Raw genomic sequence first — 13,912 nt, 5'->3', positions numbered from 1 at the left:
TATATGCGCGCCAAGCGCGAACTCGTGGCTTCGCGCAAACTAAACTGTGGATTCGCTACGCTTGCAAGGAGCAAATTTTGGCTGAACGACTTATTCCAGGTGACGTTGCACCTGACTTCACCCTCCGCAATCACAAGGGCAGCGACGTGAGTCTTTCCGGATTCCGCGGCCGCAATACGATCGTCTACTTCTATCCCGCTGCATCGACTCCGGGCTGCACCAAGGAAGCCTGCGACTTCCGCGATTCCCTGGCATCGCTGCAAGGAGCCGGCTACGAGGTCGTGGGCATCTCCCCGGACTCGGTGGAGGCCTTAGCCAAGTTCGTCGACAAGGAAGAGCTGACATTTCCCCTGCTCTCCGATCAGGACCACGCCGTGGCCGAGGCATACGGAGCGTGGGGCGAGAAGAAAAACTACGGACGAACCTACATGGGACTCATCCGGTCCACAGTGGTGCTGGATGCGGACGGCAAGGTCGCTCTCGCTCAATACAACGTCCGTGCCACGGGTCACGTTGCCAAACTCCGGCGCGACCTCAACCTGGATGTAGACTAGGGCCCGGTACATTTCCGGGACCGTCGTCGACGACCTTCGGAAAGGCCAGCCAGCGCGAGTGGTGAAATTGGCAGACACGCAGGATTTAGGTTCCTGTGCCTTCGGGCGTGGGGGTTCAAGTCCCCCCTTGCGCACTGCGGTGACTCACCTGTTGCAGTTGAGTCAACACAGGGTCAGAACCATAAGAGCCACCTTGGGTCATGAAACCCACGGTGGCTCTTCCTGCATGTCGACGGACGTTTCTGGCAGCTCGCTGGGAAGCTTGGCGGGGACGTTCAACTAGACTTGGACCCGGTCTGGCCGAGGCGGACCACAGCGATACGGACGGGTTTGAAGGGGACATAAGTGGCAGGCAACACACGACGGCGGCTGACGGTACAGATCGGCGCGTTTGTTGCTGCTTTAGCTTTGGCGGCGTGTACCGGCGCGCCTGGCCCAGCGCCGTCGTCGTCGTCAGGAACGACATCCACGGTGCCGACGGCGACTTTCAATTTCGGTACGCCCTCCATGCCCCTCGGACTAGACCCGGCACTGACAAGTGACTCCGAGTCGTACCGCATCACGCGCCAGGTCCTTGAAGGTCTGGTGGGTGTGGATGGTTCCACCGGGCAGACGACTCCCCTGCTGGCCACGCAGTGGAAGGACAGCAACAACGGCCTGACCTACGATTTCACGCTACGTTCCAAGGTAACGTTCCAAGACGGCACGCCCTTCGACGCGGCAGCTGTTTGCGCCAACTTCAATCGCTGGTTCACGTTCCCGGCCGACCTTCGAAAACAAGCCACCGGGATTTCGTTCCAGAGCGTCTTCAAGGCTTATTCGGACACGCCGGTTTTCTCGATCTTCAAAGATTGCAAGGTCGTCTCCCCCGCCGATGTCCAGATCAACCTGACGAGGCCCTTTACCGGGTTCCTCCAGGCCCTGACCCTTCCCGCTTTCGCGATCTCCTCCCCCACAGCCCTCACGGCGCAAAAAGCGAACGTCCTGGATACCGTCCGGAACGGCCAGCCAATGTCCGCCTACGCACTGCACCCCGTAGGCACCGGACCCTATGTGGTCTCGGGCTGGGATGCGAGCAAAGTCACCCTGACAAGTTACAAGGGCTACTGGGGCAACAAGGGACAGATCGCCACCATCAATTTCATCCCGTACGACCGCGCGGAGACACGTCAGCAAGCCCTCCTTGACGGCAAAATCGACGCCTATGATCTTGTGACATCCGGTACCTTCGACCAATTGGTCAAAAAGGGCGTTCAGATCGTCCAACGCGACCCGTTCTCGGTGATGTACCTGGGGATAAACCAAGCCGTGCCTCCGCTGGACAAACCGGAGGTCCGCCAGGCCATAGAAATGGCGATCGATAAAGAGACGCTGATCCGACGCTTCTTCATCGACAACACCACTCAGGCATCACAGTTCGTTCCGCCCAAGCTGAGCGGCTTCAACAACAACGCTCCGTCACTGGGCTACAACCCTGACAAAGCGAAGGCACTCCTGCAGAAGGCCGGCTACAAGGGCGAGGAATTGAAGTTCTACTATCCGCTCGACGCCACGCGCGCCTACTTGCCCACGCCGGAAAAAATCTATGCGGAGATCAGCAGGGAACTCGTTGCCGTGGGGTTCAACATCAAGCCAGTACCGGTCAACTGGGACGACGGATACCTTCAGAAGGTGCAGTCGCCCGGCGATCACGCTTTGCATTTGCTCGGATGGAACGGCTCCTATGCTGACGCCGACAACTTCCTGGGACCTCTCTTCGGAGAGGCCCGAGGCGAGTTCGGATACTCGGACACGGAGGTTTTCCACAACATCGAGCGAGCCCGCGCGGTGCCTAACGGTGACCAACGCAACGCCCAGTATCAAGCCATCAATGCCGAGATTGCCGCCTCCGTCCCGGCCGTTCCCATCGCCTTCCCCATCTCTGCATTGGCCCTATCCAACAAGGTGGAAAGCTACCCGGCATCACCGGTCTTGAACGAAGTTTTCACGAACGTCCGCCTAAAGCCTTGACGATCGGCCGCAATTTCAGTATTGGGTCCACCCGGGGATATTCTGTGACAGCCAGTGCCGCCGCTTACGGAGATTGATTGTGACCTTCATTTCCAAGACTCAACATGCCGACGTCGTCCTTATTGGCGGCGGAATCATGAGTGCCACCCTTGGTGCGTTCATCAAGCAACTTGAACCCACCTGGACGATCTCCCTTTTTGAAAGGCTCGACGAGGTAGGGCTTGAAAGCTCCGGCCCGTGGAACAACGCGGGAACGGGCCACGCCGCACTGTGCGAGCTCAACTACTCCCCGGCTTCCAAAGACGGCTCCGTAGACCCGTCGAAGGCACTGCACATCAACGAGCAGTTCCAGCTTTCCCGCCAGTTCTGGTCCCATCTGGTGGATAGCAAGGTCGTTGGCTCTCCCAAGGGCTTCATCAACACTGTTCCGCACATGAGCTTCGTCATCGGCGATGACCACGTGAACTTCCTGAAGACGCGCTACGAAGCTTTGAAGCCCAACACGCTCTTCCGCAGCATGGAATACAGCGAAGACCAGGCCCAGATCGCAAAGTGGGCTCCCCTGATCGTCAAGGGCCGCGACCCCAAGCAGCGTGTTGCCGCCACCCGCGCAGCGGAAGGAACCGACGTCGATTTCGGCGCCTTGACGCGTGAGCTGACCGGCTACCTGAAGGACAGTGGCGCCGAGGTCAACTACGGGCATGACGTCACCAACATCAACCGCGCAGCCGGCGGCGGCTGGGACCTGTCCCTCAAGCACCCTGCGTCCGGCGAGCATGGCCGCATCCACGCGAAGTTCGTCTTTGTCGGCGCAGGGGGCGGCGCGCTGCACCTGTTGCAGGCCTCGGGAATTCCGGAAAGCAAGGGCTACGGCGGCTTCCCGGTGTCCGGGCAGTTCTTCCGCTGCACCGATGAGGCCATCACCTCCCAGCACAGCGCCAAGGTTTACGGCCAGGCATCCGTGGGCGCCCCTCCGATGTCGGTCCCGCACCTGGACACCCGCTACGTGGACGGCAAACGGTCGCTGCTCTTCGGCCCGTACGCTGGATTCTCCACCAACTTCCTGAAGACCTCCAGCTTCCTGGACCTTCCGCTGTCCATACGCCCGGGCAATATCATCCCTATGTTGGCAGTAGCCAAGGACAACATGGACTTGACGGCCTACCTCATCAAGGAAGTTGCCAAGCGGCACGAGGCAAAGGTGCAATCCCTTCGGGAGTATTACCCCGAAGCATCGGGCGGAAACTGGGAACTGATCACTGCGGGTCAGCGGGTCCAGATCATCAAGAAGCACCCGCAAAAGGGTGGAGTCCTTCAGTTCGGCACGGAAGTCATTGCCTCCCGCGATGGCTCCATCGGCGCGCTTCTCGGTGCCTCCCCCGGAGCCTCCACGGCTGTGCCGATCATGATTGAGCTGCTGCAGAAGTCCTTCCCGAAGAACTTCAAGGCCTGGCAGTCCAAGCTGAAGGACATGATGCCCGGGTATGGCGTCAAGCTCAACGAAAACCCTGAACTTGCTGCCGAGCTCGAGGCAAGCACAGCCCGTTCCCTGCAGCTGGAAGTAGCCAACGCAGTCCAAAGCTAGGCCTTTCCCGGGGCTGCGGCCGGTTCCCGTCAGACGAATCGTTTGGTAGACCGCAGGAGTCAATGCAATGTTCCGCCTGGCCACGCTGTCCCTGGGAAACCGGGCATTGATCGCGCTGATCACCGTCTTTGCGGCGGTGTTCGGCGTGATCACCATGGGTTCCCTGAAACAGGAACTCATCCCGTCCATCGAGTTCCCGCAGATCACAGTGGTGACCTCCATGCAGGGCGCGTCGCCTGAGGTGGTGGACAAGCAACTCAGCCAACCCCTTGAGAAGGCCTTGAACAGCGTCGAGGGACTGGAGTCGACCTCGTCCACTTCGCGAAGCGGAGTTTCGCAGATCACCCTGGTGTTCACGTACGGTTCCAACCTCGACCGCGCGCGCAACCAGATCGATCGGGCTATTTCGAACGCCAAGCGGGTACTCCCGGCCAACGTGGATCCCCAAGCCATCGCCGGGAACATCAGCGATTTCCCCATTGTTTTCCTGGCGGTATCTTCTGACAGGCCGCTCAGCGAGCTCAACGCGGATCTCCAGAGGCTCAGCGTGCCCCGGCTCCAGAAGATCGACGGCGTTCGCGGCGCCGACGTCACTGGGGGCGCCGCCCAGCACATCCTCATCCAGCCCCGCCCGGCCGATCTCGCGTCTACCGGAGCCTCCGTGGGAGCGATCAGCGAAGCCCTGAAGAACAACGGCACGCTGGTTCCCGTGGGCACCATCGAAGACCAGGGTAAAACGCTCTCCCTTCAATTGGGCAGCCCCGTAGATTCCCTTGACGTCATCAAGGGCCTGCCGCTGGGGGGAACCAAGAATCCGGCTACCATTGGCGCCGTGGCCGATGCGAGCATCCAAGATGATGCAGCAACGTCGATCACCCGGACCAATGGCAAGCCAACATTGGCCCTCTCGATCACCAAGAAGCCCGAAGGCGACACGGTGGCCATCTCCCACGCGGTACGGGACGCCATCGCCCCCATGCAGGCCGAACTGGGCAACAATGCGTCCTTCACCGCCGTCTTCGACCAGGCTCCCTTCATCGAAAAGTCCATCAAAGATCTCACCACCGAAGGTCTTCTGGGCTTGGGATTCGCCGTTGCGGTAATCCTCGTGTTCCTGATGTCCGTGCGTTCAACCCTGGTCACGGCCATTTCGATCCCGTTGTCTTTGCTGATCACGTTCATCGGCATCTTCGCCACGGGATACACACTGAACATCCTCACCCTCGGCGCCCTCACCATCGCCATTGGGCGGGTGGTTGATGACTCCATTGTGGTCATCGAGAACATCAAACGGCATCTCAGCTATGGAGAGCCCAAGCTCACCGCGATCCTGACCTCCATACGGGAGGTAGCCGGGGCTATCACAGCATCGACCCTCACAACGGTCGCTGTTTTTCTTCCCATCGCGTTCGTCGGTGATCTGGCAGGTGAGCTTTTCAGGCCCTTCGCGCTGACAGTGACCATCGCCTTGCTCTCATCGTTGTTGGTCTCGTTGACGATTGTCCCGGTCCTCGCATTCTGGTTCCTGGCCTCCCCCGCGGCGGCAGGAACCACGGAGGGGAACATCGAGGGCGCCATGGAGGGCGCCGGCTCCCGGATGGACCGGTCACGCAGCGTTGCGGAGACGGCCCGCGAGGCTGAACAGCGCAGCAGACTGCAGCGCGGCTACCTTCCCATCCTCCAGAAGACCCAGAAGCATCCTGTTTTGACGTTGTCGGGGGCTGCGGTTATCCTCGTTGCCACGCTCGCCCTCTCACCGTTGCTGGCCACTGATCTCCTGGGGAGTTCAGGCGAGAACAGCATGACGGTGAAACAGGTCCTTCCCGCCGGAACCAGCCTTCAGGCCACGAGTGATGAGGCGACAAAAATCGAAGCTGCCCTCCGCGGGCTCAGTGGAATCAAGGACGTCCAGGTCACCTCGGGCAATGCTCAAACGGGCTTCGCTGCCTTGACCTCTTCCGGTGCTTCGAACTCGACTTTCACCATTGTCACGGACGAGAAAGCGAATCAGCAGAAGCTCCAGGATGATGTCCGGGCCAAGCTCAAAGGCGCCGCAGGAAAAGTCACTGTGGGCTCGCAGCAGGGTGGATTCGGTACCTCCTCCACCGTGGACATCACCATCAAGGCCGCTAATTCGGCTGATCTCCAGACAGCCAGCGATGCAATCGTCAAGTCCATGGACGGCGTTCCCGGCAGCTCCGAGGTTGCCACCAACCTTGCCGCCACACAACCGGTGGTCCAAGTCCGTGTTGATCGTGCCAAGGCTGTTGCTGCCGGGCTGACAGAAGAGCAGGTAGGTGCCTTCCTTGCTTCGACCGTCAGCCCCATTCCGGCGGGCACTGTGCGCATAGAAACCAACGATTACCCCGTACAAATCGGGCAGGGCACCCGTTTCACGAGTATCGCTGCGGTGCGCGCCCTCCAGATTCCCACAGTACGTGGGGGCCTCGCCCTGGACAGCATCGCCGCCGTCGAACAGGTGGACGCGCCGGTCTCCATCACCAGCAGCAACGGCCAGAGGACGGCGAAAGTCACGGTGACGCCGTCGGGCTCCAACCTGGGCAGCGTCAGCTCCGCCGTCCAACAACGATTGGCAACGGTCCACCTTCCGGCCGGCGTCACGGCATCCGTTGGCGGAGCAACTACCCAGCAGGCGGATTCCTTCCGACAGTTGGGGTTGGCCCTGCTGGCCGCAATCGCGATCGTCTACGTGATCATGGTGGCCGCTTTCAAGTCCCTGGTCCAGCCCCTGATCCTGCTCGTCTCAGTGCCGTTTGCGGCGACCGGCGCAATCGTGCTGTTGCTGCTGACGGGCGTTCCCCTGGGCCTGCCATCGCTGATCGGCATGCTGATGCTCGTGGGCATCGTGGTGACCAACGCAATCGTACTGATCGACCTGATCAACCAATACCGAAAACCTCACGACGGCAAGCCCGGCATGGGCGTCGCCGACGCCATCACACACGGCGCACGCCAGCGTCTGCGGCCCATTCTCATGACCGCCCTGGCAACGGTTTTCGCCTTGACTCCCATGGCGCTTGGCCTTACCGGTGGTGGGGGCTTCATTTCCCAGCCTTTGGCCATCGTCGTGATCGGTGGGCTGGTATCGTCCACCGCCCTGACGCTGGTTCTGGTTCCTGTCCTCTACAAGCTGGTGGAGGGCCGCCGGGAAAAGAAGCAGCTGTTGAAGGACCTTCAGCGCAAACCGACCGCAAGCCCGGCTTCCGGTGCAGGAGCCGGAGCCGGTGGGCTCCAGGACTGGACCACCGGTACCATCCCACGGGTAACCGGCCGCCGCGCCGCTCCCACCCGCGGGGACTAGCGAACTCCTCCACTTCAGAGCCGGGAACATTTCCCGGCTCTGACCTGTTACAGGCTTCGATACATGCAAATGCATCTAGTTTGAGGTACAGTGGCACTAGGGCCCGGAACCACGGGCAAGGAGAAAGGCACACCATGCAGATCGGCGTATTCAGCGTCAGTGACATCACCACTGACCCCACCACGGGCCGCACCCCGACGGAAAACGAGCGCATCAAGGCGTCCGTTGCCATCGCCAAGAAGGTCGAAGAAATTGGTATGGACGTGTACGCCATCGGCGAGCACCACAACCGGCCTTTCTTCTCCTCCTCCCCCACCACGACGTTGGCCTACATCGCGGCGCAGACGGAGCGGATCACCCTCTCAACGGCCACCACCTTGATCACCACCAATGATCCGGTGAAGATCGCCGAGGACTTCGCGATGCTGCAGCACCTCTCCGACGGCAGGGTGGACTTGGTACTTGGGCGGGGAAACACCGCCCCTGTGTACCCCTGGTTCGGCAAGAACATCCAAGACGGCGTGGAACTCGCGATCGAAAACTACAGCCTGCTCCGCAAACTGTGGGATGAGGACACCGTCAACTGGTCGGGCAAGTTCCGCACACCGCTGCAAAACTTCACCTCCACCCCCCGCCCCCTGAATGACGTTGCCCCGTTCGTGTGGCACGGCTCCATCCGCACGCCCCAGATCGCCGAAGTCGCGGCCTATTACGGCGATGGCTTCTTCGCCAACAACATCTTCTGGCCCAAAGAGCACTACCAGCAATTGATCGGACTCTACCGCGAGCGCTACGAGCACTACGGCCATGGCAAGGCGGACCAAGCGATTGTGGGCCTCGGCGGCCAGTTCTTCATGCGGAAGAACTCCCAGGATGCCGTGAAGGAATTCCGTCCCTACTTCGACAACGCACCTGTGTACGGACACGGACCCTCCTTGGAGGACTTCACCTCCCAGACGCCATTGACCGTGGGCAGCCCGCAGGAAGTAATCGAAAAGACGCTGACCTTCCGCCAGTTCTTTGGCGACTACCAGCGGCAGTTGTTCCTGATCGACCACGCCGGGCTTCCTTTGAAGACGGTCTTGGAGCAGTTGGACCTCTTCGGGGAGGAAGTACTGCCTACTCTTCGCAAGGAGTATGCAGCGCTGAAGCCCGCACACGTTCCGGACGCCCCGACGCACGCTTCACGTGTGGCTGCCGCGTTGGAGGCCAAGGTCAACGAATCAGCGGCCGCCGCGGAGCAGGACGCCTGATGTCCGGAAGCCCGGCGTCGTCCGCTGTTCGCCTCGCCGCCGAGACCTGGGAGTCGTTGTTCCGCTCCCAGGTGGCGGTGATGCGGAAACTCCAGTCGGGACCGGCGTTCAAGACACTCCCCGTCAGGGAGTATGACGTCTTGTTCACGTTGTCCCGCTGCCCCTCCGGGCAGCTGCGCCTCAACGAAATCAACGACAAGGTGCTGCTGAGCCAATCAAGCCTGAGCCGCTTGGTGGACCGCTTGGAAAAGCGAGGCCTCGTGGAACGGACGTCGGCTCCCGACGACGGTCGCGGAGTCTTGCTCTCCCTCACCGAGTCCGGACGGGAACTTCAAAAAGCCATCGGGCGCGACCACGTACGTGACATCGCCGCGTTGATCGAGCCCGCCCTCACCGCGGCGGAACAGCGCGAGCTGCTGCGCCTGACCGAGAAGCTGCGCACTGCCGTGGCAGGGCACTAGCGAAGGCTCATGAGCTCCCGGGGGTCCTCCCTCGGGAGCTCGCCGTTCACGGAAGCGCTGACCTTGAGCGTTGTGAGCACCAAGCTGCCACCCACCGTTGAAAGGAAGGCCGTGTCCGAGGAGTCCCTGCCCGCGGTAATCCGGAGCATGGATCCACGGGGGGCGAGTCCCGTGGGATCGATGACGTGCCAAGCGCCGTCGATGTAAGCCTCGGCAACGGCGTGGAAGTCCATGGGGGTCAGACCCGGCGCGTAGACGGCGGCAAGCCTCGCCGGCACATCCTTGGAGCGCAACAGGGCGATGGCAAGGTGCGCGAAATCGCGGCACACTCCCCTGCGATGAAGCAACGTTTCCACCGCCCCATCCGTCCCCCGGGAAGATCCGCTGACGTAACGGAGCTCCTGGTTGACCCAATCGCGGACAGCTTGAAGCAGCTCCACGCCCCGCAGGGAGCCGAACTCGGCGTAGGAGGTTGGCAACAGCCGGTCGGACTCGGCATACCTGCTGGGCCTGACGTACCGGATGAGTTCCATGGCCGATGCTGTGTCTTGGTCGCCCAGCCCCTGCACTGTGGCGTTGTAGGCGACGAGGACCTCGCTCGGTTGGGCAAATTCCATGTACTGGAACCTGCCGCCGTGGTGGTCGTCGAGTTCGCGGAACGGTACTTCCCGGCCATCGACGGTAACGGACAGCTTTTCCGATACCGAGGTGTATCCGGAGTTGTTGGCCACGGCGATCGCCAACGCCACCTTCGTGTCAGCTGCAGTTTTGAAGGCGAGCTCTGCAGCAACATTGCGTTCCATTGATCTCCGGGGTGTTCGTAACGGGGGTGTTGGCGGGCGGGGCCTTCAGAGACAGTAGCATCCCCTGCAGGGTGCCGGATTTCGTTGCCCAACCAGGTCCGGCCGTGTGCTGTGGCGGTCCGGGTCTAGGCTGGGAGTATGGCTCCCCTTCCGCACGTTGAATCCGAGGACACTCTCCCCACGATGTCCGCCCTGGACATAGTGGATTGGCGCTTGCGGACATTTGCCATGTACGACAAGGTGCGCCAGCTTGCAGCGTCCAACCCGTTCGACGCACACGTCTTTTGGCGCCAGGAGCGGGACCTCATGTTTGCCACCCACCCCGCGTCCGCGCTCACCCCGGAACTGAAGGCAACGTTCTCTGGACTGACAACCGCGCAATACGATCCCTCGTTCCGGCTGAACGCCGTGTTGTCTCCTGAGGGTTTCGGGCAGGAGATGAACGTCCAAACAGGTACGGACGGGGTGGTTCCGTTCACGCGTATCGGCACGTTCGACCTTCCGGGCTTGGGCTCGCTGGCAGCCTGGCGGCTGCGAAGCTACGGGGGCGGAATTTTCGTGCCCTTCCGTGACGCAACGGCCGGCAAGGACGGCGGTAGCTACGGGGCAGGCAGATACTTGTTGGATACTGTCAAAGGCGCGTTCCACGGGACCCGGGGAACCGGCGCGGAGCAGGAATTCATCCTCGACTTCAATTTCGCTTACAACCCCTCGTGCGCCTACAACGAGGCGTGGGCTTGCCCCTTGGCGGGACCGGCCAACCGCATCCCGGCGGATATTCCGGTTGGCGAGTTATACACGCCTGCCTAACGGAACAAGCCCCCAGGGTCCACGATGGCAAGCCCCGCAACCGAGGCCAGGATGGTCACCGGCGCCACGATCAAGCCGGATAAGGCATAGCCTGGCCATTTGATCAGGACGTTCATCCGGGTCAGCCGGTCGTGCCATAGCAGCGTAGCCAGCGAGGCCCAGGGCGCGATCAGCGGCCCCGCGTTGACCCCGATCAGCAGCGCGGCCATTCTGGCCTGAGTTCCGGCGAGTGGCTCGGCCAGAAGGTACGCCGGCAGGTTGTTCAGGACATTTGAACCCAGGGCCCCCGTCATCGCCAGCCGCAACAGCTCCCAGAACCCTTCACCCTGGCCCGCTACCTGCCCGATCAGCACGGAAGCGCCAACGTATCGGGTGGCCTCGACCACCAGGAACAGGCCGCAGGTGAACAGCAACAGGGACCAAGGTATCAGTGACACCTTGAGCACCTTGGGTCGCCGGATCGCGAACAACAAGGCCAAGACGACGGCGGCGGCTGCCGACGGGATCCAGATGGCGATACCGGACACCAAAGCCGGAAGCAACAGGAGCAAGACCACGGCGCTTCCCGCAAGGAGCACCTTATCGGGCACCCGGGCGCCGTCCGCATTTCGCGACGCAGCTCCCGAGGCAGTTACCGACGAACTTCCGGACCCACTTACCGACGAACTGCCGGACTTAGCTCCCGACGCCGGGCGGTGGGAACCGGTGGCGTAGCTCTTGAACAGTTCGCGTCGGAAGACTACAGCTATGAAAGCCAACGGCACGAGGACCGCGATCATGGATGGAGCCCACATCAGCTGTGCAAAGCCAGCCGGACTGATGCCGTTCAGGCTGTGCTGTGCCAAAAGGTTGGTCAGGTTGGAGATCGGCAGGAGCAAGCTCGCGGTGTTCGCCAACCACACCGTGGTTAACGCAAACGGCAGGACGGGCAAGCCTGCCTGCCGGGTTACCGTTACCACCACAGGGGTGAGCAGCACCGCCGTCGTATCAAGGGACAGGAAAACGGTGCTCAGCGTAGCGAACAACGCCAGGAGCAGCCACAAAAGGACGCTGCTACCGCGTCCCCACTGCCGCAACCGGCGGGCAATCCATTGGAAGGCGCCCGCCTCGCTGACGAGTTCGGTGACAACTGTCATCGCGACCACGAACCCGAGGATGGGTGCCACCCGGTCAACGAGCACAAAAACTTCCGGTACGGGAAGCACGCCTGTCGCGACAGTTACCCCACCCACTATCAGGAGAACCAGGCCAATAATCGCAAGACGCATGATTCGGATTCTAAGCCCGGATACCGCTCGGCCGTGCGAGGCCCGCCTGCAGCACTGTCCCCGGGTGGAAGGGCATCGGGGAGCTACCGGACCCCTCCTCGGGCGCACTCTGGGAAGAACCGGCAACTTAATGTGTCAGGCTTAACCCTATGGAGACTGCCGCCGACGCCACTGAATTGCGGACGGCGACCCCCACCAAGACCAAGCCAAAACGGCGGCGCGGCCTGCTGCGGTACCCCGTTGTCAGGCAACTGCTGCGCTTCACGGGCGTCGGAATCGTCTGCACTGCCAGCTCCTTGGGTATCTACGCCGTGCTCCGTCCCTGGATCGACCCTCAGCTTGCGAACGCAGTGGCATTGATCCTCACATCACTGATGAACACGGCGCTGAACCGAAGGGTCACTTTCAAGATCAGCGGCCGGAAGAAGCGCGCCAAGGACAACCTGAGCGGGATGATCGTTATCGGCATCGCGTTGGTCATTACCGGTGGCAGTCTCGGCGTGCTTCACCTCTTCCGGCCGGATGCCACTGTCAGCGATGAACTGTGGACCACGACGCTTTCCGGATTCGCGGCCACCGCGGTGCGGTTCAGCTTGCTCCGGCACTGGATTTTCCGGCGGGCGCGGCACGTTTAGTTTTCTTGTGGCGCCGCTGGTTTTCTTGTGGCGCCGCTAGTGCTGTTGTGGCACCGCCAGGTTCCGGACGCGTCCGACGGCGGTTTCCACAGCGGTGGCGGCCTGCTCGAGCTCGGCGCTGGTCACCGCGGAGGTGAAGCTGAAGCGCACTGCCGTCTGGGCTGTTTCGGGGGGGATACCAAGCGCAAGCAACACCGGCGAGGGAGCATCCGACCCGGCGGCGCAGGCGGAGCCGCTGGAACAGATGACCCCCAGGCGCTCAAGTTCCAACAAAACAGATTCGCCGCTGGTGCCGGGAAAACAGAATGACGCCAAGGACGGGAGCCGTTGAATCCGGTGGCCGGTCAGCATGGCATCCGGCACTGCGGCCAGCACCCGGTCAATGAATTCCTCCCGCAATGCCGTAACCCGGGCGGCTTCCTCCTTGCGGGTCACTTCGGAGAGGGCCAGCGCTGTGGACAGCGCCACTGCCCCTGCCACGTTTTCCGTACCTGAACGCCTGCCTCGCTCTTGCCCTCCGCCATGCATGAGGGGCTCGACCTGTATCCGTCCTTTGACGAACAAGACCCCGGAGCCCTTGGGTGCGCCGACTTTGTGTCCGGAGAGGCTCAGTGCGTCCACGCCCAACGCCTTGACATCCAGGGAAAGCCAGCCGGCTGCCTGCACGGCGTCAGTATGGAAGGGGACCCCGAACTCGTGTGCGGCGGCCGCCAGAGCGGCGACCGGCTGCACTGTACCAACCTCGTTGTTGGCGTACATGATGCTCACCAGGGCCGTTTGGGGGCCCAGGACGCTCCGCAGGGCGTCGATGGTCACCAACCCCTTGTCATCCACCGGCACCACGTCCACGGCGAATCCATGCGCCCGTTCCAGGTAGCGGGCGGATTCTTCCACTGCCGGATGTTCGACGGCGCTGATCACCACCCGGTTGACCGTGGGATCGGCTGACTTCCGCGCCAGGGCGATGCCCTTGACCGCAAGGTTATCGGCCTCCGTACCGCCGCACGTAAATGTCACCTCGCCAGCACGGCAATGGAGCACTGAAGCGACGCCGGAGCGCGCCGTGGCCAGTGCTGCCGCCGCAGCTTCACCCAACGTGTGGTGGCTTGACGGGTTGCCGAAATCGCCGCTGAGGTAGGGCCACATGGCCTCAAGGGCCTCACGGCGAACCGGCGCGGTGGCGGCGGCGTCAAGATAGATCATGGTGGACT

11 protein-coding genes and 1 tRNA gene are annotated in these 13,912 nt (G+C 62.0%); 9 read left to right on the top strand and 3 right to left on the bottom strand.

What is annotated here, in order from left to right:
- The first annotated feature begins 77 nt into the window (after positions 1-77).
- The 7 genes from bcp to SB659_RS02360 all read left to right on the top strand — a co-directional run bounded on the left by bcp (position 78) and on the right by SB659_RS02360 (position 9,185).
- On the top strand, positions 78-554 hold the full coding sequence (gene bcp, locus SB659_RS02390; RefSeq protein ID WP_284979631.1) for a thioredoxin-dependent thiol peroxidase: 477 nt from the start codon (positions 78-80) through the stop codon (positions 552-554).
- 52 nt (positions 555-606) lie between these two features.
- Positions 607-688: transfer RNA gene (locus SB659_RS02385), tRNA-Leu, on the top strand.
- 211 nt (positions 689-899) lie between these two features.
- Positions 900-2,564 carry an ABC transporter substrate-binding protein gene (locus SB659_RS02380; RefSeq protein WP_410549363.1) on the top strand — a complete coding sequence of 555 codons (1,665 nt, stop codon included), beginning with the start codon at positions 900-902 and terminating at the stop codon, positions 2,562-2,564.
- A gap of 79 nt (positions 2,565-2,643) precedes the next feature.
- Positions 2,644-4,149 carry a malate:quinone oxidoreductase gene (locus tag SB659_RS02375; protein WP_410549362.1) on the top strand — a complete coding sequence of 502 codons (1,506 nt, stop codon included), beginning with the start codon at positions 2,644-2,646 and terminating at the stop codon, positions 4,147-4,149.
- A 67-nt stretch (positions 4,150-4,216) separates the two neighbouring features.
- Entirely contained in the window at positions 4,217-7,471 is a 3,255-nt protein-coding gene (locus SB659_RS02370; protein WP_410549361.1) for an efflux RND transporter permease subunit, read from the top strand.
- A gap of 134 nt (positions 7,472-7,605) precedes the next feature.
- Positions 7,606-8,724 carry an LLM class flavin-dependent oxidoreductase gene (locus SB659_RS02365; RefSeq protein ID WP_284979635.1) on the top strand — a complete coding sequence of 373 codons (1,119 nt, stop codon included), beginning with the start codon at positions 7,606-7,608 and terminating at the stop codon, positions 8,722-8,724.
- Positions 8,724-9,185: a MarR family winged helix-turn-helix transcriptional regulator gene (locus SB659_RS02360; RefSeq protein ID WP_410549360.1), complete on the top strand. Its 462-nt coding sequence runs from the start codon at positions 8,724-8,726 to the stop codon at positions 9,183-9,185. The genes SB659_RS02365 and SB659_RS02360 overlap by 1 nt, the downstream gene beginning before the upstream one ends.
- Here the strand turns inward: SB659_RS02360 and SB659_RS02355 are convergent.
- Positions 9,182-9,988 (bottom strand): transglutaminase-like domain-containing protein, encoded by an 807-nt coding sequence (locus SB659_RS02355; protein WP_284979637.1) that lies wholly within the window; start codon positions 9,986-9,988, stop codon positions 9,182-9,184. The genes SB659_RS02360 and SB659_RS02355 overlap by 4 nt on opposite strands.
- A 138-nt stretch (positions 9,989-10,126) precedes the next feature.
- Between SB659_RS02355 and SB659_RS02350 the strand changes: the two genes are divergently transcribed.
- Positions 10,127-10,798, top strand: coding sequence for a DUF1684 domain-containing protein (locus SB659_RS02350; protein WP_410549359.1), 672 nt, complete (start codon positions 10,127-10,129; stop codon positions 10,796-10,798).
- On the opposite strand, the gene SB659_RS02345 is transcribed toward SB659_RS02350, so the two are convergent.
- Positions 10,795-12,066: an SLC13 family permease gene (locus SB659_RS02345; RefSeq protein WP_410549358.1), complete on the bottom strand. Its 1,272-nt coding sequence runs from the start codon at positions 12,064-12,066 to the stop codon at positions 10,795-10,797. The genes SB659_RS02350 and SB659_RS02345 overlap by 4 nt on opposite strands.
- A gap of 149 nt (positions 12,067-12,215) precedes the next feature.
- On the opposite strand from SB659_RS02345, the gene SB659_RS02340 reads away from it, so the two are divergent.
- Positions 12,216-12,701 (top strand): GtrA family protein, encoded by a 486-nt coding sequence (locus tag SB659_RS02340; RefSeq protein ID WP_410549357.1) that lies wholly within the window; start codon positions 12,216-12,218, stop codon positions 12,699-12,701.
- Between the two features lie 36 nt (positions 12,702-12,737).
- Here SB659_RS02340 and SB659_RS02335 read toward each other — a convergent pair whose 3' ends face one another.
- Positions 12,738-13,904 (bottom strand): cysteine desulfurase family protein, encoded by a 1,167-nt coding sequence (locus SB659_RS02335; protein ID WP_410549356.1) that lies wholly within the window; start codon positions 13,902-13,904, stop codon positions 12,738-12,740.
- Positions 13,905-13,912 lie beyond the last annotated feature (8 nt).

The organism is Arthrobacter sp. SIMBA_036, assembly GCF_046535135.1.
GTDB lineage: Bacteria > Actinomycetota > Actinomycetes > Actinomycetales > Micrococcaceae > Arthrobacter.
The sequence above is the reverse complement of the archived record's forward strand: the minus strand, read 5'-3'. Positions and strand labels throughout refer to the sequence as shown.

Bases quoted from the DNA above. Each gene is read 5' to 3' on its own strand.
- SB659_RS02340 (WP_410549357.1), top strand. From the start codon at position 12,216: ATGGAGACTGCCGCCGACGCCACTGAATTGCGGACGGCGACCCCCACC.
- SB659_RS02335 (WP_410549356.1), bottom strand. From the start codon at position 13,904: ATGATCTATCTTGACGCCGCCGCCACCGCGCCGGTTCGCCGTGAGGCC.
- SB659_RS02360 (WP_410549360.1), top strand. From the start codon at position 8,724: ATGTCCGGAAGCCCGGCGTCGTCCGCTGTTCGCCTCGCCGCCGAGACC.
- SB659_RS02345 (WP_410549358.1), bottom strand. From the start codon at position 12,066: ATGCGTCTTGCGATTATTGGCCTGGTTCTCCTGATAGTGGGTGGGGTA.
- SB659_RS02370 (WP_410549361.1), top strand. From the start codon at position 4,217: ATGTTCCGCCTGGCCACGCTGTCCCTGGGAAACCGGGCATTGATCGCG.
- SB659_RS02350 (WP_410549359.1), top strand. From the start codon at position 10,127: ATGGCTCCCCTTCCGCACGTTGAATCCGAGGACACTCTCCCCACGATG.
- SB659_RS02355 (WP_284979637.1), bottom strand. From the start codon at position 9,988: ATGGAACGCAATGTTGCTGCAGAGCTCGCCTTCAAAACTGCAGCTGAC.
- SB659_RS02365 (WP_284979635.1), top strand. From the start codon at position 7,606: ATGCAGATCGGCGTATTCAGCGTCAGTGACATCACCACTGACCCCACC.